The 17924-nt window shown below is 61.6% G+C and carries 12 protein-coding genes; 4 read left to right on the top strand and 8 right to left on the bottom strand.

From position 1 onward, the window contains the following. The first annotated feature begins 102 nt into the window (after positions 1 to 102). Positions 103 to 906, top strand: a complete 804-nt coding sequence (gene dkgB, locus QRN46_RS11410) for a 2,5-didehydrogluconate reductase DkgB (protein ID WP_285354695.1) — start codon at positions 103 to 105, stop codon at positions 904 to 906. Between the two features lie 4 nt (positions 907 to 910). Here dkgB and QRN46_RS11415 read toward each other — a convergent pair whose 3' ends face one another. The 7 genes from QRN46_RS11415 to QRN46_RS11445 form a co-directional block, all read right to left on the bottom strand. Continuing rightward, complete coding sequence (locus tag QRN46_RS11415) at positions 911 to 4120, bottom strand: transporter substrate-binding domain-containing protein (protein WP_285354696.1); 3210 nt, start codon at positions 4118 to 4120, stop codon at positions 911 to 913. A gap of 7 nt (positions 4121 to 4127) precedes the next feature. Further along, on the bottom strand, positions 4128 to 4757 hold the full coding sequence (locus QRN46_RS11420; protein WP_011333327.1) for a response regulator transcription factor: 630 nt from the start codon (positions 4755 to 4757) through the stop codon (positions 4128 to 4130). A gap of 107 nt (positions 4758 to 4864) precedes the next feature. After that, positions 4865 to 5299: a hypothetical protein gene (locus tag QRN46_RS11425; protein ID WP_041475191.1), complete on the bottom strand. Its 435-nt coding sequence runs from the start codon at positions 5297 to 5299 to the stop codon at positions 4865 to 4867. A 109-nt stretch (positions 5300 to 5408) separates the two neighbouring features. Continuing rightward, positions 5409 to 6125, bottom strand: coding sequence for an MgtC/SapB family protein (locus QRN46_RS11430; protein WP_011333325.1), 717 nt, complete (start codon positions 6123 to 6125; stop codon positions 5409 to 5411). A 54-nt stretch (positions 6126 to 6179) separates the two neighbouring features. After that, on the bottom strand, positions 6180 to 8879 hold the full coding sequence (mgtA, locus tag QRN46_RS11435) for a magnesium-translocating P-type ATPase (RefSeq protein ID WP_011333324.1): 2700 nt from the start codon (positions 8877 to 8879) through the stop codon (positions 6180 to 6182). 494 nt (positions 8880 to 9373) lie between these two features. Further along, on the bottom strand, positions 9374 to 10711 hold the full coding sequence (locus tag QRN46_RS11440) for a lysine N(6)-hydroxylase/L-ornithine N(5)-oxygenase family protein (RefSeq protein WP_011333323.1): 1338 nt from the start codon (positions 10709 to 10711) through the stop codon (positions 9374 to 9376). Positions 10712 to 10824: 113 nt separating this feature from the next. Next, positions 10825 to 11307, bottom strand: a complete 483-nt coding sequence (locus tag QRN46_RS11445) for a sigma-70 family RNA polymerase sigma factor (protein ID WP_011333322.1) — start codon at positions 11305 to 11307, stop codon at positions 10825 to 10827. A 318-nt stretch (positions 11308 to 11625) separates the two neighbouring features. Between QRN46_RS11445 and QRN46_RS11450 the strand changes: the two genes are divergently transcribed. Genes QRN46_RS11450 through QRN46_RS11460 form a run of 3 tightly spaced genes read left to right on the top strand, consistent with a single transcriptional unit; the run spans position 11626 to position 16174 of the window. Beyond that, a complete protein-coding gene (locus QRN46_RS11450; protein WP_285354697.1) occupies positions 11626 to 12798 on the top strand; it encodes an efflux RND transporter periplasmic adaptor subunit in 1173 nt (390 codons plus the stop codon). Beyond that, positions 12799 to 14772, top strand: a complete 1974-nt coding sequence (locus tag QRN46_RS11455) for a MacB family efflux pump subunit (RefSeq protein WP_011333320.1) — start codon at positions 12799 to 12801, stop codon at positions 14770 to 14772. A 7-nt stretch (positions 14773 to 14779) separates the two neighbouring features. Further along, entirely contained in the window at positions 14780 to 16174 is a 1395-nt protein-coding gene (locus QRN46_RS11460; RefSeq protein WP_285354698.1) for an efflux transporter outer membrane subunit, read from the top strand. A gap of 33 nt (positions 16175 to 16207) precedes the next feature. Here the strand turns inward: QRN46_RS11460 and pvdP are convergent, their stop codons facing one another. Continuing rightward, positions 16208 to 17818 carry a pyoverdine maturation tyrosinase PvdP gene (pvdP, locus tag QRN46_RS11465; RefSeq protein ID WP_011333318.1) on the bottom strand — a complete coding sequence of 537 codons (1611 nt, stop codon included), beginning with the start codon at positions 17816 to 17818 and terminating at the stop codon, positions 16208 to 16210. Positions 17819 to 17924 lie beyond the last annotated feature (106 nt).

A 17924-nucleotide genomic window follows, 5' to 3' on the forward strand; every position in this document is an offset into this window, starting at 1 on the left:
CGTGCTTTTCAGTCAACAGTACTTTGCCCCGACAGCGGTTTTTCCCGAGGAATCAGACGCGGATACTCCTGCCCATACCCACTGCAACCCTGGAGTTCCTGCATGTCTGTTCCCGCTTTCGGTCTTGGTACGTTTCGCCTGCAAGGTCAGGTGGTCATCGATTCGGTGAGCACTGCCCTTGAACTGGGTTACCGGGTCATCGACACCGCACAGATCTACGAAAACGAGGCCGACGTCGGCGCAGCCATCGCTGGCAGCGGCATTGCCCGTGAAGAGCTGTTCATCACCAGCAAGATCTGGATCGCCAACTTCGCCAGGGATCGCCTGATCGAAAGCCTCAAGGCGAGCCTGCAAAAACTGCAGACCGACTACCTTGACCTGACGCTGATCCACTGGCCGTCGCCGGAAGATCAGGTGCCCGTCGAAGAGTTCATGGGCGCGCTGCTGGAAGCCAAACGCCTGGGCCTGACCCGGCAGATCGGCGTGTCCAACTTCACCATCGACCTGATGAAACAGGCGATTGCTGCGGTCGGCGCAGAAAATATCGCCACCAACCAGATCGAACTCCACCCGTACCTGCAAAACCGCAAGGTCGTCGAGTTCGCGCAAAGTCAGGGCATCCAGATCACGTCGTACATGACCCTGGCCTATGGCGAAGTGCTGAAGGATCCGCTGATCGTGCAGATCGCCGAGCGTCTGCAAGCCACCCCGGCGCAGGTCACTCTGGCGTGGGCGATGCAATCGGGTTACGCGGTGATTCCGTCGTCGACCAAACGTGCCAACCTGCAAGGCAACCTTGGCGCCATGGCGCTGACCCTGAGCGACGCCGACATGGCGCTGATCGCCACACTGGATCGCGGCCATCGCCTGACCAGCCCCAAAGGCATCGCGCCGCAGTGGGACTGACCGATCAGGCCTGAAGCTGCTGCGCGAGGTCGTGCATGGCCACGCGCAGCGAATCGATGGCGGCCGTCAATGCCGCTGCGGGCTGATCGTCACGGCAAGCCTGCTCGAGCACCCGACACGCCGAGACCACGCGCTCGGCACCAATCATGTGCGCCCCGCCCGTGACGTGATGCGCCAGATCACGCAAGGCATCACGATCAAGACCTGATGCTTCCAGACGCTGCAGGTCGATGCGCAGGCTGTTACGCACCTCCTCACGCAATTGTTCGATCAGCGGGTTGTCCGCGCCTGCCAGTTGCAACAGCGCACTCAGATCGAACTCGGACACCGCCGACTCGTCCAAGCTCTCGACCTGCGTCTCTGCTCCGGCGGCCATCAGCGCCTGACTCAGCTCGCGCAGCAGCACCGGCTTGAACAGGCAATCGTTCATTCCGGCCGCCCGGCAGCGCTGCCTTTCTTCGATTTGCGCATTGGCGGTAAATCCGAGAATCAGGCAGGGCGCCCTGCCCGTCGCGGCTTCTTCCTGACGCACCGCGCGCGTCAGTTCATAACCGTTGAGCCCCTGCATGTTGATATCAGTGATCAAAGCATCGAACGATTGCCCGCGCCACAGTGCCAGCGCGCGCTCACCGCCATCGGTGTCAACGGGGCGATGGCCGAGTTCACTCAACTGCCGGCACAACAGCAGGCGATTGACCGGATGGTCGTCCACCACCAGCACGGCCAGTGAATTTGTCATTGCTACCGCAGGTGCCGCTTCTTCCTTCTGCACCCGCGGCGCCAGCACCGGCAGCTCCAGTCGCAGCATGACCTGAGTGCCGCGGTTCAACTCGCTGTTCATCCACAAATCGCCGCCCATCAACCGGCACAGGTTGCGGCTGATCACCAGCCCCAGGCCGGAGCCGCCGTGCGCCACAGACCGATGATCGCCGACCTGTACAAACGGGCTGAACAACCGCTGCTGATCCTCGGCGCTGATCCCACGGCCACTGTCTTCAATGGCCACACCCACTTCAATCAACCCGCCGTGCTCGCCGAACACGCGCAAACACAGGCTCACTTCCCCGGCTTCGGTGAATTTGATTGCATTGCTCAACAGATTCGAGACCACTTGTTTGAAACGCAGGGGATCGAGCATCACCTCGACGTCGCTGCGCTCATCCAGTTCGACATGCAACAACAATTGCTTCTGCCGGGCCAGGCCTTCGAAAATCCGACACACCGACGCCACCACCTCACGTAGATTGGCGCGCTTGGGGGCCAGCGACAGATGCCCGGACTCGATGCGGGCGATGTCGAGAATATCGCCGATCAATGCCAGCAACTGCTGCCCGGCGCTGGACGCCACTTCGATCGCCTGGCGATCGGTCACGCCTTCATCGGCACGCTTGAGGGCGAGTTCGAGCATGCCGATCAGCGCGTTCATCGGTGTGCGGATTTCATGACTCATGGTCGCCAGAAACGTGCTCTTGGCGCGATTGGCTTCGTCGGCTGCGTCCTTGGCTTCCTGCAACTGCTGAAGCCATTGCTGGCGCTGGCGGATCTGCCGACGCTGAAAGGCGATCCAGCCCAATGCCAGCAACAGCAGACCGGCGGCTACGGCAAACCCGCGCAATATTTGCTCTCGATGGCGCTGCCAATAGCTGTCCTGCAGCACCACGTTCCGACTCCATCTCGCGACCAGACCGTCGATTTCCTGAGGTGCAATGCCCAGCAGCGCCTTGTTCAGAATCGACTGCAGCTGCGGGGCATCGGGCGCCGTGGCCATGGCGATCCGGGCCGGTTGATCCCCCAGCGTAGAGGCTATGCGCAAGCGCTCACGGTACTGGTGATCGATCTGATAACGCGCCACCAGCAACGAGCTCAATGTCGCATCGGCCCGACCATCAAACAGCGCCCGCGTACCGTCCGCCGGGCTCGGCAATTCGATCAGGTTGATCTGCGGCACGTGTTCCAGCAGGTAATCACGCAGCGGATTGCCGCGATAGAGCGCCAGACGTTTACCCGCCATCTCTTCGAGACTGCGCGGCGCCTGTGCCTTCGACTCGGTGATCAAGACAAAGGGACTGTTGGCGTACGAGCGAGTGAACAACATTTGCGTTTCGCGCTCGCGGCTCGGTGTCATCACCGGCAACAGGTCCAGCTCACCGTTTCTGAGTTGCTCGACCTGACGATCCAGAGATTGACCGCGCACCACCTCGAATGTCAGGCCGCTGCGCTGACTGATCAGGTTGAGCAATTGAGCGACCAGACCACTGAAGCGGCCATCGGTGTCAAAGAATGTCAGCGGTGCAAAATCATCGACAGCGCCGACCCGTACCACCGGATGCTGATCCAGCCATTGTTGCTCGCTGTCACTCAGGCTCACCCGCGACTGCGCCGCTATGTCGGCTCGACCGGCGCTCCAGCGCAGTTCCATGGCCAGGCGCTGCTCCATGGGAATGGCCAGCAGGGCCTTGTCGACCAGACGTTTCAAGCGGATGTTGCTGCGAGCCAGAGCAAAGCCGAACGGGTTGGCGTCGAGGCCCGAGGGCCCGGCCAGTTGCAGGTCGTTTTGAAAATGGGTGTTGATCAGGTAGCTGGCGCTGATGAAGTCACCGAGGTACAGATCATCCCGGCCGAACGCCACGGCGCCGAGGGCATCGAGGATCGATCGATAGCGCTGCAGGGAAGCTTTCGGGTAAGCCTCTTCGATGGTCGAGGCTGGCAGGTAATCGTCCACCATGGCGATGCGCTTGCCGGCGAGATCATCCGGTAACGCCTCATTGAGCCGGGTCACCCACATCGGCTGATCCTCGGCGTAGGCGCGCGACAGCATCAGTTCGGGATCAGCGATCTCGAAGTTGTTCGACGTGCCCAGCAGGTCTACCTCACCGGCCTTGAGCGCGGCCATGGCGCTTGCGCGGTTGGCATGACACCAGACTTCGACGTCGATGTTCAAAATCTGCGCAATCGCATCAGCGTAATCGGCCGTGAGGCCTTCCAGCTCATGGCGCTTGCGGGTCAGTTCAAAGGGCGGGTAGTCCGGCCAGGAGGCACCGATGCGCAATACCGGGTGCGCACGGAGCCACTGTCGATCCTGCTCATCCAGTTGAATCTGCACACCCTCAAGGCGGGTGCGGGAGACGATTTCCAGCCGTTGTGCCTCGGTCGCGTGCACTGTGCTTGCAAGCATCAGTATCGACAGAAGAACGAACCGCAGAGGCCATATCATGGGCAGCCTATGGAAGCAGACCGTTGCGTTTGACAAACTCTCGCAACACCACCAGTGAGCTTACCCCGAGCTTCAGCATCAGGCGGGTCTTGTAGGTGCTGATGGTTTTGTGGCTAAGGTTCATCGCAAGCGCAATGTGCTTGTTGGACTCGCCTCTGGCCAGCTTCAGCATGATCTCCATTTCGCGAGTGGACAGAAGTGCAATCAACTCTCGTTCATCGCGATGTGCTTCGGATTGCCCGGTATTGACCACAGGCATTTCGGGGAAGTAGGTATAACCCGAACGGACGGCTTTGATTGCATTTTGCAAATGCTGCATCGAGGCGGATTTGGCGACAAAAGCCATCGCCCCTGCACGTCGACAGCGCATCAGATAGTGTTCAGGGTCGGCCGAGGTGAAAATCACCACATTGCAGACCAGCCCGACGGCTCTGATGCGGGCTAACACCTCCAGGCCGCCGAAGCCATCGAGTTTCAGGTCGAGCACTACCAGTTTCGGCGCGTGCTCACGCAGCATCGGCACCACATCGACACCTCTGCCAGTCACATGGATCGGTGTGTAACCCGCAGACTCCAGAACCAGGCGTAGGGCACCCACCACCACTGGATGATCATCAACGATCAATGCTGAACCCATGATCACTCCCGGGGCGAATACATGACACGACGCCACCGATCTGGCTTGAACGGGACTATTGGTAGCTGCGCTACAACTGTTGCACGGTATGCACCCTGAATCACCTGTCAGATCTGACAGTTGTGCGTTCGGCCGATCTGTGATCGAACACGCGAAGAGCGCCCAGACGAACCCTCGACCGAGTTCATCAACTGTTCGATGGCGCGGATGGAAGGCAATGCTTCAGGGCTAGTGATGATCTTTGCCCCAAATCGCCTGGAAACACCTGAAGAGTCCGCCGATTCACCATAGACCAGCGCCCTTCGGACGAGTGGGTGATCAAACAGAAAACCACGCAGATCCGCGATCCCGGTCGCCAGCTCGGCATTAATCACCAGGACATCGAACGGCTGACAGCCGTAATCGACCAGCGTCAGCAGTTCGGCAAGGCTCTGTACCGGTGCAATGCGGTAGTAATCGAGACCATTGAACAGCCGCTCGATCTTCATCCGGTGAAAATGCTGCAGGTCGGCGATCAGGATGCGCAGGGTTTTGTCGGTCAACGTGGAAGTCCGGGTAGTCGCTTCAAGTGGCGGCAAGACTACCCAAGCATCGGGATGCGCTCTGTAGGACTTTTCCGAAAAACACCGTCACTCATCCGGATTGAAAAAGCTATTCCGTGGTGCTCGGACTCCAGAACGCCTGCACCACCAGGCTTGAAGTGGAAATCCGCTTCACCAGTGCGTCCAGTTCATCGCCGTCCACCGACGTGGTTGCGAGCGTGGCTTCGATCTCGATTTCGTCGGCACCGAAGGCGTGCACATCGACATCACTGGCCGGGTAGTTGCTGCGTTCAAGCTCCGCTTCAAGCAGGGCGAACACGGCCGTTTGCTGCGAGCGCCGGGCAATGACATAGACGATGTTGGTGACTTCCGCCGAGACCACATCGAGCGGCTGACGGTTGATGTTGTTGACGATCGGCCGCAGCAAGGTATTGGCGGCGAGCACGAACAAGGTGCCCAGCACCGCTTCGGCCAGCAGGTCGGCACCGGCACAGGCACCGACGGCTGCCGAGGTCCAGAGCGTGGCGGCGGTGTTGAGGCCGCGCACGTTGCCCTCTTCGCGCATGATCACCCCGGCACCGAGAAAGCCGATGCCGGAGACCACATACGCGACCACCCGGACCGCGCCTTCGGCACCGGCGAGACGGTTGGCCATGTCGACGAAAATCGCCGCGCCGACCGCCACCAGCACATTGGTGCGCAAGCCCGCCGTGCGTTGCCGGTACTGGCGCTCGAAGCCGATCAGGCCGCCGAGGATGAACGCCGCGCTGAGGCTGACCAGCGTGTCGAGCAATGAGCTGAGGTTGAGATTGTTGATCGCTTGCATGTCGAACTCCTTGAAACCGCCCCCCTTGCTCCCACAAGGGGGGAATCTTGCCTGTTACTGCCAGCCGAACCGGCGGATGTAGAAGCCTTTAACTGCTTGAGTCAGCGCCATGTACGCCAGCAGGATCACCGGCAGGAACACGAAGTACATCGACGGCAGCGCCTGCAGTTTGAAGTAGTGCGCCAGCGGCCCCATCGGCAGGAAGATGCCCACGGCCATGATGATCCCGGTCATCACCAGCAACGGCATGGCCGCGCGGCTTTGCAGGAACGGAATCTTCGGCGTGCGGATCATGTGCACGATCAGCGTCTGGGTCAGCAGCCCGACCACGAACCAGCCGGACTGGAACAGGGTCTGGTGATCCGGGGTGTTGGCATCGAACACGTACCACATCAAGGCGAACGTTGTGATGTCGAAGATCGAACTGATCGGGCCGAAGAACAGCATGAAGCGCCCGACGTCCCCTGGCTGCCAGCGTTGCGGCTGTTTCAGCATCTCGTCGTCGACGTTGTCGAACGGGATCGCGATCTGCGAAATGTCATACAGCAGGTTCTGCACCAGCAGGTGCATCGGCAGCATCGGCAGGAACGGAATGAACGCGCTGGCCACCAGCACCGAGAACACGTTGCCGAAGTTCGAGCTGGCAGTCATCTTGATGTACTTGAGCATGTTGGCGAAGGTCCGCCGCCCTTCCAGCACGCCCTCCTCCAGCACCATCAGGCTCTTTTCCAGCAGGATGATGTCGGCCGCTTCCTTGGCGATATCCACCGCGCTGTCCACGGAAATCCCGATGTCGGCGGTGCGCAGGGCCGGGGCGTCGTTGATGCCGTCGCCCATGAACCCGACCACGTGGCCGTTGCCCTTGAGGATGCGCACGATGCGCTCCTTGTGCGACGGCGTCAGCTTGGCGAACACATTGGTGGTTTCCACGGCCACTGCCAGTTCCGCGTCGCTCATGCGTTCGATGTCGTTGCCCATCAGCAGGCCTTGCTGGGCCAGGCCCACTTCGCGGCAGATCTTGGCGGTCACCAGCTCGTTGTCGCCGGTCAGCACTTTCACGGCCACGCCGTGCTCGGCCAGGGCCTTGAGTGCCGGGGCGGTGCTTTCCTTCGGCGGATCGAGAAACGCCACGTAACCGATCAGCGTCAGTTCCTGCTCGTCGCCCAGGCTGTAAGTGTCGCGACCTTCAGGCATCGACCGTGCTGCCACTGCTACCACACGCAAGCCTTCAGCGTTGAATGCTGCGGTGACCTGACGAATTTTCGCCAGCAATTCATCGCTCAAGGCTTCGTCGACTTCACCGTGACGAACCCGGCTGCACACCGACAGAACCTCTTCCACCGCGCCTTTGCAGATCAGTTGATGCGGCTGACCGCGCCCTTCGACCACCACCGACATGCGCCGGCGGTTGAAGTCGAACGGGATCTCGTCGACCTTGCGAAACGCCGTGCCGACCTTCAGCTCGCGGTGGATTTCCACGTGTTCCAGGACCGCCACGTCGAGCAGGTTTTTCAGGCCGGTCTGGTAGTAGCTGTTGAGGTAAGCCATTTCCAGCACGTCATCGGAGTCTTCGCCCCAGACATCGACGTTGCGTGCCAGGAAGATCCTGTCCTGGGTCAGGGTGCCGGTCTTGTCGGTGCACAGCACGTCCATGGCGCCGAAGTTCTGGATCGCATCCAGGCGTTTGACGATGACTTTCTTGCGCGACAGGAACACCGCGCCCTTGGCCAGCGTCGAGGTGACGATCATCGGCAGCATTTCCGGGGTAAGGCCCACGGCGATCGACAGCGCGAACAGCAGCGCTTCGGTCCAGTCGCCCTTGGTGAAACCGTTGATGAACAACACCAGCGGCGCCATGACGAACATGAAACGGATCAACAGCCAGCTGACTTTGTTCACCCCTTGCTGGAACGAAGTTACCGCGCGATCCGTCGCCCCGACCCGCTGCGCCAGCGCACCGAAATAGGTGCTGTTGCCGGTGGTGAGAATCACCGCCACCGCCGTGCCGGACACCACGTTGGTGCCCATGAACAGGATGTTGTCGAGCTCCAGCGGATTGCGCGTGTCACGATCGGCCTGACGCGGGAATTTTTCCACCGGCATCGATTCGCCGGTCATCGCCGCCTGGCTGACGAACAGATCCTTGGCGCTGAGCACCCGGCAATCGGCGGGAATCATGTCGCCGGCCGACAGCACGATCAGATCGCCTGGCACCAGTTGCTTGATCGGCAGTTCAGCGCGCGGCGCATCCCGGCGCAGCACGGTGGCGGTGTTGCTGACCATCGCCTTGAGCGCGTCGGCGGCCTGGTTGGATTTGCTTTCCTGCCAGAAGCGCAGCAGCGTCGACAGCACCACCATCGAGAAAATCACGATGGCGGCCTTGAGGTCTTCGGTCAGCCACGAGATTACCGCCAACAGGGTCAGCAGCAGGTTGAACGGGTTCTTGTAGCAGTGCCACAGGTGGGTCCACCACGGCAGCGGTTGCTCGTGCTCGACTTCGTTGAGGCCGTGCTGCGCGCGCAGCACATCGACTTCGAAATCGGTCAGGCCATCGGTGTGGGTGCCGAGGTTCGACAGCAGCACGCCGCTGTCGCAATGGGCGGCGTCCACCAGTGTATTGGCGAGAGTCGGCGGCACTTCACGGCTGACCGTGGTGTCGCTGAGGGTTTCCAGCAAGGCCAGGCGACGGAAATGCCGGGCGATGTGGCGGGTCCGCAGGAAGCCTGCGAAAAATTCCTTGAGCGTAAGTTTCATGGCTGTTGCCCCTATGGTCAGCCGGGAAACCGTCGAGCAGGTACGTCCTCGTCTCGGGCACCGGAAAACCGGCACGGCAAGGCGTGGCGCGCCGGTCAGAAAAGACAGGCGTGTCGATAGGGCTGCAATGACGACGATGAAGTCGACTTCACAGGCTTTTCAGTGTCGATGAGAAGGACGTCGGTACATGACCGGGACCGGTCATGATCGGGATGCCGCTGCTCGCTGTTCGGCGAGACAACGGCACAAAGGAATGCGCGTTATCTTGCCGAGAATCTGCCGGTTACAAGGACCGGCCGACAACTGTCACTCGAACAAGTACCCACTGTGGGTCTCCGCTATTGATGAAAACGCGCGAAGCTTACGCCCCGATGTCTGGAGAGTAAACCCGCAAAAGGAAGTGTGTCGGGGAATGTGGCGGGTGTTCAGGAAGGGTTCAGGATTGGCCTGAAGATCGTTCCCACTGTGTGGGAACGATCAGGCTGAAAGGATGCTTAGCTGGCAGTCGCCAGCAACAGATCCATCACCGAACGGCTGTGCCCGCGGTTCTTGCCATGCTCATACAGCGAGCCGGCGATCTCGTCCGCGCGGATCGGCAGGATCGACAGCAGCGTATCGCTCAGACCATGGCTGGCCTGGCAGAAGCCCTGCATGTACAGACCGGCCTTGCAGCGCTCGTCGGTGATCAGGCGGTAATTGCGGTCGACCTCGAAATCGCCCAGGTACTCCTCCAGCGGCGCCAGCAGTTTGCGGTGCATCTGACGCTCGTAACCGGTGGCCAGCACGACCGCATCGTAGGCACGTACGGTGACTTCGCCGGTGGCATTGTTGCGCACGGTCAGTTCAATGCCATGTTCGGTGGCAGTGGCTTTCTCGACCGTGGTCAGGGTGCGGAACGCGTGACGCGCCACGCCCGAGACTTTCTGGCGATAGAAGATGCCGTAGATACGCTCGATCAGGTCGATGTCGACCACCGAGTAGTTGGTGTTGTGGTACTCGTTGACCAGACGCTCACGCTCGCTGCTCTTCTGCTGGAAGATCAGGTCGGTGAATTCCGGCGAGAACACTTCGTTGACGAACGGGCTGTCGTCCGCCGGTTTCAGCGCCGAGCCGCGCAGGATCATGTCGACCTGCACCGACGGGAACGAGTCGTTCAGATCGATAAAGGCTTCCGCTGCGCTCTGCCCGCCACCGATGATTGCGATGCTCATCGGCTGGTTGTTGATGCACGGCTGCTTGGCCATCTCGGCCAGGTACTGCGAGTGATGGAACACCCGACCATCGCCCTTCAGTGCCTTGAACGCCTCGGGAATGCGCGGCGTGCCGCCGGCGCTGACCACCACCGAACGCGCAGTACGCACGAACTGCTGGCCGTCCGTGCCACGGGAAATCACCCGCAGCGCTTCGACCTGATGGTTATGCAGCACCGGCTCGATGGTCAGCACTTCTTCGCCGTAGCGGCTCTGCTCGGTGAACTGCCCAGCCACCCAGCGCAGGTAGTCGTTGTACTCCATGCGGCACGGGTAGAAGGTGCCGAGGTTGATGAAGTCCACCAATCGGCCGTGGTGCTTGAGGTAGTTGACGAACGAATACGGGCTGGTCGGATTGCGCAGGGTCACCAGATCCTTGAGGAAGGAAATCTGCAACTCGCTCTGGGTCGACAGGGTGTTGCCGTGCCAGCTGTAGTTGGGTTGTTTGTCGAGAAACAGCACATCCAGTTCGCCCTGGGTCGGGCCGCGCTCTTGCAGAGCGATGGCCAGCGCCAGGTTCGAAGGGCCGAAACCGACGCCGATCAGGTCGTGAACGATGGGCGATGCAATTGCCTGTGTCATTTCCAGTGTCCTCTGGACGAAAAGCCTGAGTGACCTGACCGGCCTTGAGCAGGACAGCAGATCGTCTGTTGAGTAGGAACGAGGACAGTGAAATAAAATTTAACGACGACGGCTCAATGGGCGTCCCATTGCTTGATGCGCAGGCGGCAATGCTTCATGGCGTTGACGATGTGTTTTTCCACCAGGGCCTTGGAAATGCCGAGGTGCTGGGCGATTTCGGGGTGCGACAGGCCTTCGATCTTGCGTAGCAGAAAACTTTCGCGGCACAGCGGCGAAAGTTCAGCGAGGGCGCGCTGGAGCATCTCCAGTCGCTGGCCGTGATCGAAGGTGTTGTGGGGGGATGGAGTGAAATAGCGCTCTTCGCTGTCGAGCACTTCCAGCGATTCGACCTGACGCAGGGCATTGCGTCGATGGTCGTCGATCACCAGATTGAGTGCGGTGCGATAGAGAAATGCCCGAGGCTGCTCGATCGGCGTTTCGCTGGATCGCTCCAGCACCCGCAGATAAGCGTCATGCACCACGTCTTCGGCCACCTGACGGTTGCCGAGCCTGGCGTTCAGGAAACACACCAACTCGCGATAGTAGTTTTCCAACATGATTCCCCGCCGCAGCGTGCGGTTTCGATCCTTGAGCCAGATCCGCGACTGTCGAAAAAGGCAGTGGCACGGTAGTGGCAATTTCAGGTGCGTAATTTATAGTAATTCTCATATAGATTTAAAGTGCTGTTTCCATTTGCCCGACAAATTGTTGCCAGCTATACCTGTTACCGCGTTTTTCAGCGCTTAAATTCCCCACCCCGTCTCTCGTTTAAAGGACAGCCCCCGTATCTGTCGCGTCCTGCGACAGCGTTCGACCGTGGCCCGCTCGCGGTGCCTGCTGAACGACGGGCCTATTTCCACTGGCCGGAACCCTGCATGAAACGTCCCCGCCCCGCCCGACGCGCCCTGCTCATCGCCCTTTGCCTTATCCCCGTCATTGCTATTGCCGCCTGGCAGGTGTTGCCGCCCGGTCGGGACAAATTCACCACCGTGCAGGTCTCTCGCGGCGATATAGAAAGCAGCGTGACCGCACTCGGCACCCTCCAGCCTCGCCGGTATGTAGATGTCGGCGCCCAGGCGTCGGGGCAGATTCGCAAGATCCACGTGGAAGTCGGCGACGTGGTCAAGGAGGGTCAGTTGCTGGTAGAGATCGACCCGGCCACGCAAAAGGCCAAACTCGACGCCAGCCAGTTTTCCATCGAGAACCTGAAGGCGCAGTTGCAGGAACAACAGGCCCAACATGAACTGGCGCGTCAGAAGTATCAGCGCCAGCAGAAACTGGCTGCCGGCGGCGCCACCCGTGAAGAAGACGTGCAAACCGCCCGCGCCGAACTGAAAGCCACGCAGGCGCGCATCGACATGTTCCAGGCGCAGATCCGTCAGGCACAGGCGAGCCTGCGCAGCGATCAGGCCGAGCTCGGTTACACCCGGATCTACGCACCGATGGCCGGTACCGTGGTCGCACTGGACGCTCGCGAAGGCCAGACACTCAACGCCCAGCAACAGACACCGCTGATCCTGCGGATCGCCAAGCTGTCGCCAATGACGGTCTGGGCTGAAGTCTCCGAAGCCGACATCGGCCACGTCAAACCGGGCATGAGCGCTTATTTCACCACCCTCAGTGGCGGCAACCGGCGCTGGAGCAGCACCGTGCGGCAGATCCTGCCGGTGCCGCCCAAACCGCTGGACCAGACCAGCCAGGGCGGTGGCAGCCCGACCAGCACCAGCAAAAGCGGTGCCGGTCGTGTGGTGCTGTACACCGTATTGCTGGATGTCGATAACGCCGACAACGCGCTGATGGCGGAAATGACCACACAAGTGTTCTTCGTCTCCAACGAGGCAAAAAACGTCCTCACCGCACCGGTTGCCGCCCTGCACGGCAGCGCCAAACCCGACAGTCAGGTTGCCCGGGTCGTGGCGCAGAACGGCGACATTGAGCAACGCACCGTGCGTACCGGCATCAGCGACCGTTTGAAGGTGCAGATTCTCGACGGTCTCAGCGAAGGCGATCATCTGTTGATCGGCCCGGTCGACGGCAGCGGAGGCTGAATGCAAACGCCCCTGATCGACCTGCAGGACATCCGCAAATCCTACGGCGGCGGCGACACGCCCGAAGTTCACGTGTTGCGTGGCATCGATCTGTCGATCCATGCCGGCGAGTTCGTGGCGATCGTCGGTGCATCCGGCTCCGGCAAATCGACGCTGATGAACATCCTCGGTTGCCTCGACCGGCCCACATCCGGCGAATACCGTTTTGCCGGTGAGAACGTCGCCGGCCTGGACACCGATGAACTGGCCTGGCTGCGTCGCGAGGCTTTCGGTTTCGTGTTTCAGGGTTACCACCTGATTCCGTCGGGCTCCGCCCAGGAAAACGTCGAGATGCCGGCCATCTATGCCGGCATTCCGGCTGCCGAGCGCCATGCACGGGCCGCCGCCCTGCTTGAGCGCCTCGGTCTGGCCTCACGCACCGGCAACCGCCCCCATCAACTCTCCGGCGGCCAGCAACAACGGGTGTCGATTGCCCGCGCCTTGATGAACGGCGGCCATATCATTCTGGCGGACGAACCGACCGGCGCCCTCGACAGCCACAGCGGCAAGGAAGTCATGGCGCTGCTCGACGAGCTGGCGAGCCAGGGTCATGTGGTCATCCTCATCACCCATGACCGTGAAGTGGCGGCGCGCGCCAAGCGCATCATTGAAATCAGCGACGGCCTGATCATCCGCGACAGCGCCAAGGAAGATCCCACCGTGCAGGCCAGCACCAACCCCGGCGCCTTGCAGGCCGTGGATCTGCGCAAACGCCTGAGCGAGGGCAGCGAAGCGAGCGGCGCCTGGAAAGGCGAACTGGTCGATGCGGTGCAGGCGGCGTGGCGCGTCATGTGGATCAACCGCTTCCGTACCGCGCTGACGCTGCTGGGGATCATCATCGGCGTCGCATCGGTGGTGGTCATGCTCGCCGTCGGTGAAGGCAGCAAACGCCAGGTCATGGCGCAGATGGGCGCCTTCGGCTCCAACATCATTTACCTCAGCGGCGCCGCGCCGAACCCGCGCACGCCACCAGGCATCGTTACCCTCGATGAAGTCGCCGCACTGGCCAGCCTGCCGCAGATCACTCGCATCATGCCGGTCAACGGCGCCGAAGCCGGGGTGCGCTTCGGCAACCTCGACCATATGAGCTACATCGGCGGCAACGACACCAATTTCCCCGAGATCTTCAACTGGCCGGTGGTCGAGGGCAGCTACTTCACCGAGGCCGACGAGCGCAACGGTGCAGCCGTGGCGGTAATCGGCAAGAAGGTCCGCGACAAGTTGCTCAAGGACGTGAGCAATCCCATCGGTCAATACATCCTGATCGAGAACGTACCGTTCCAGGTGGTCGGCGTACTGGCCGGCAAAGGCGCCAGCTCCGGCGACCAGGACAGCGACAATCGCATCGCCATCCCCTACTCCGCTGCCAGCGTTCGACTGTTCGGCACGCACAACCCCGAGTACGTAGTGATCGCTGCCGCCGATGCGCGCAAGGTCCATGAAACCGAAATGGCCATCGAGCAATTGATGTTGCAGTTGCACAACGGCAAGAAGGATTTCGAGCTGACCAACAATGCCGCGATGATTCAGGCCGAAGCTCGCACGCAAAACACCCTGTCACTGATGCTCGGTTCGATTGCCGCGATTTCGCTGCTGGTCGGCGGCATCGGCGTGATGAACATCATGCTCATGACCGTGCGCGAACGCACTCGCGAAATCGGTATCCGCATGGCCACCGGCGCCCGTCAGCGCGACATCCTGCGTCAGTTCCTGACCGAGGCGGTGATGCTCTCGGTGGTCGGCGGCATTGCCGGCATCGGCCTGGCGCTGCTCGTGGGCGGTGTGTTGATACTCAGCGAAGTCGCTGTCGCATTTTCCCTGGTGGCCATCGCCGGCGCCTTCGCCTGCGCACTGATCACCGGGGTCGTTTTCGGCTTCATGCCCGCTCGCAAAGCTGCCCGGCTCGACCCGGTCACGGCCCTCACCAGTGAATGATCGATCTATGAAACCGCAACTGAGCCTGTTGACCCTTTGCCTGATGCTGAGCGCCTGCGGCAGCCCCGTGCCACGCCCGGAAAGCGGCGTGACCGCCCCCGCCGCGTGGCAGTCGCCGACCGGGCAATCGGTGGCGCAGACCAACCAGCAATGGTGGACGCATTTCGCCAGCCCGCATCTGAACCTGCTGATCGGGCAGGCGCAAAGCGGCAGCCACGACCTGGCCGCCGCCATTGCCCGCGTACGTCAGGCACGCGCAAGCACAGTGATCGCGGGCGGTTCGCAATTACCGGAACTAACCGCAGGCCTGAACGCCAACCGCCAGAAACTGCTGCGCGGCAACGGCTACAGCCAACTGGATGCCGACAGCAGCAACAAGGCCGTGGACTACTTCGACGCCAACCTCAGCGCGAGTTATGAAATCGACTTCTGGGGCGGTCAGGCCGCCACCCGCGAGAGCGCCCGCCAGGGCCTGCGCGCGAGTGAGTTCGATCAGGCCACCGTGGAATTGACCCTGCTCAGCGACGTCGCCAACCGCTACACCCAGGCGTTGTCATTGCAGGAACAAAGCCGCATTGCCGCGCTGAACCTGGCCAACGCGCAGAGTGTCTTGCAACTGGTGCAGACCCGCTTCAATGCCGGCTCCGCCACCGCGCTGGAACTGGCTCAGCAGAAAAGTCTGGTGGCCGCGCAACAGCGGCAACTGCCGACGGTGCAGCAACAGGCCGAGGACGCGCGAATCGGTCTGGCGGCACTGCTCGGGCGACCGGTGCAAGAGCTGCCACCGAGCCTCGAGTCGTTCGACCAACTGCAGTGGCCACAAATCGCTGCCGGGCTGCCCAGCGACCTGCTGACCCGACGCCCGGACATCGCCCGCGCCGAAGCGCAACTGGCAGCCGCCCGGGCAGACGTCAAAGTCGCCCGCGCCGCCATGCTGCCCAAGGTCACCCTGAGCGCGCAGCTGGGCTCCGGCGCCAACCGCTTCGACGATGTGATGCGTAGCCCGTTCTACAACCTCACCGCCGGGCTGATCGCACCGATCTTCAATAACGGTCGCCTGTCCGCAGAACGCGACAAGGCGACCGCCCGCCAGGAAGAACTGCTGGAAACCTATCGCGGCGCGATCATCAACGGCTTCGCCGACGTGGAAAAAGCCCTGAACAGCATTCAGGGCCTGGATCAACAACGGCAATGGCAGACCGAAGAGCTGAATCAGGCACAGACCGCGTTCAACCTCTCCCAGAGCCGCTATCAGGCCGGCGCCGAAGACTTGCTGACCGTACTGGAAACCCAGCGCACGCTGTACGCCGCGCAGGATCTCAACGTGCAACTGCGGCTGGCGCGGATGCAGGCGAGCATTGCGCTGTACAAAGCGTTGGGTGGGGGTTGGGAGACGCGCTGAAGAACAAAAGATCGCACGCTGCGATCTTTTGTTTTAAACCTTGGCTTTCAAATGACGCGCATACCACGGCCGTTGCGGCACGCGGCGGAACAGCGCGGCAAGTTTCTTCTCGTCGCCGATGAAGGTGATGCGCAGCGCCAGCTTCATGGTCTCGGGATCCATCTCCACTGACTTGCCCACCTGCAACCCCGGCGTGGTGCTGCAACCGTGGGTGGTCGGCCCCAGCCACGGATCCGCGACCTCATTCCAGCGCCCCGGCGCAAACCACTGCACACCGTTGACCACTTGCCGGGTGACTTCGCCCGGGTGAAAACGCTCGTGAGCGCGGAACCAGTCCTCGATGCGGTCATCGATCCAGCCGTGGAAATGCCAGAACACCGGGTTGACGTGGGATGAAAACGGATCGCCGAGGAAGTCGTTTTCCGCCGCAAACCAGCGCGCGGCGAAATCCGCCGGATCACGGGCAAACGGCACCGGCTGGCCGTTGGACGGATCACGCGGCACCGAGGCCCAGCGCATATGCAGCCAGTCATGCAGCCCCAACTCCACTTCAGAACCGAACTGACCCAGCGTGAGTTTGGCCAGATAAGCCGGATCGCGGTATTGCGATTCCCATACCTGAAAGTTGCTTTCGTAGGTCTCGGCGGTTTTCAGGTCGCTGACCCACTGGCTGTATTCGTTGTCGCCATCGGCCAGCCACGTCGGCGGCAGTGCCGTGCCGTCGTGGTTGTCGAAGTAACGGGCGAAACCGACCCGGTCGCGGATCAGCTCGGGCTGCGGCAGCGGGAAGTATTCCCACGACGGCAGATCCTGCATCGAACGCGCCGTGCCCAGCATGTGCCGGTGCATGAAGAAAAAGTCGACGCCCGAGCCGTTACGATCCTTGCGATCGCCACGGGCATCGCGCTCCTTGCCGCGCGGGCCGGGTTGCCAGCCGAGACCGCGCAACGCATTGCGTTTGTCTTCGGCCAGGGTGTGCCACTTGTCCCGCGTGGCGTGCCAGACCTGGTGAAACAACCGGTGTTCGGGGGAGATCAGCCACGCCAGCAGCGTCGGGTTCAGCGGCGTACGCTGCCGCGCTTCGGGGAATAACTGTTTCACGGCAATGAAGCGGTTGTCCTGCATCGGCAAAGCCAGCGGCCGATCCAGACGTGACACCCGACCGCTGAGGCTGCCGCTGCCGGCGTTGCCGAAGTCGGCCCAGACTTCGTCGAGGATCATTTGCAGTTCGTAGTCGATATGGCCGTTGGCACTGATCAGCCGCCAGCTCAACTTCGCCGCGTCGCCCTCGGCCAGATCACCGATTATTCGGTAACGCGGTGTTTCGCCAGAGCGCAGACGCTCGGGCGTATCCAGAAAGCCGCAGACACCGCGCCCCTTCTGGCCGATGTCGAGAAACACTTGCAGACCGCTTGCCGGCAGCCCTTCGACACCCGCGTCGCGGCCCTCGAAACGGATATCCCAAACCCCGCGCAACTTGTTCGCCAGGCGTTGACCGGCCGTGTCGGCCACGTCGAACGACGCCTCGCCGGGGGTGATCGTGGGGTCCGGTCTGGTCCATTCACGATGACCAAAATACGCCGCAGGCACCGCAGCGCCGGTCAGCGCCAGGCCTGCCATGAACCATCGTCGAGAAATCTTCATTGCCCTACCTGTGTCAGCCATGAAGCAGGCTTTATCCAAGCTAGAACGTACGCTGCCCCGACAAATTTAAGGGTGCCCGCGCCACAGGGCGATGCGACTAAATTTC

It is taken from the genome of Pseudomonas sp. lyk4-R2A-10 (genome assembly GCF_030209075.1).
Lineage (GTDB): Bacteria > Pseudomonadota > Gammaproteobacteria > Pseudomonadales > Pseudomonadaceae > Aquipseudomonas > Aquipseudomonas glycinae.

What these genes read in the sequence shown, in the direction of transcription:
- QRN46_RS11415 (WP_285354696.1), bottom strand. Translation starts at nt 4,120, where the DNA reads ATGATATGGCCTCTGCGGTTCGTTCTTCTGTCGATACTGATGCTTGCA.
- QRN46_RS11445 (WP_011333322.1), bottom strand. Translation starts at nt 11,307, where the DNA reads ATGTTGGAAAACTACTATCGCGAGTTGGTGTGTTTCCTGAACGCCAGG.
- mgtA (WP_011333324.1), bottom strand. Translation starts at nt 8,879, where the DNA reads ATGAAACTTACGCTCAAGGAATTTTTCGCAGGCTTCCTGCGGACCCGC.
- pvdP (WP_011333318.1), bottom strand. Translation starts at nt 17,818, where the DNA reads ATGAAGATTTCTCGACGATGGTTCATGGCAGGCCTGGCGCTGACCGGC.
- QRN46_RS11430 (WP_011333325.1), bottom strand. Translation starts at nt 6,125, where the DNA reads ATGCAAGCGATCAACAATCTCAACCTCAGCTCATTGCTCGACACGCTG.
- QRN46_RS11440 (WP_011333323.1), bottom strand. Translation starts at nt 10,711, where the DNA reads ATGACACAGGCAATTGCATCGCCCATCGTTCACGACCTGATCGGCGTC.
- dkgB (WP_285354695.1), top strand. Translation starts at nt 103, where the DNA reads ATGTCTGTTCCCGCTTTCGGTCTTGGTACGTTTCGCCTGCAAGGTCAG.
- QRN46_RS11420 (WP_011333327.1), bottom strand. Translation starts at nt 4,757, where the DNA reads ATGGGTTCAGCATTGATCGTTGATGATCATCCAGTGGTGGTGGGTGCC.
- QRN46_RS11450 (WP_285354697.1), top strand. Translation starts at nt 11,626, where the DNA reads ATGAAACGTCCCCGCCCCGCCCGACGCGCCCTGCTCATCGCCCTTTGC.
- QRN46_RS11460 (WP_285354698.1), top strand. Translation starts at nt 14,780, where the DNA reads ATGAAACCGCAACTGAGCCTGTTGACCCTTTGCCTGATGCTGAGCGCC.
- QRN46_RS11455 (WP_011333320.1), top strand. Translation starts at nt 12,799, where the DNA reads ATGCAAACGCCCCTGATCGACCTGCAGGACATCCGCAAATCCTACGGC.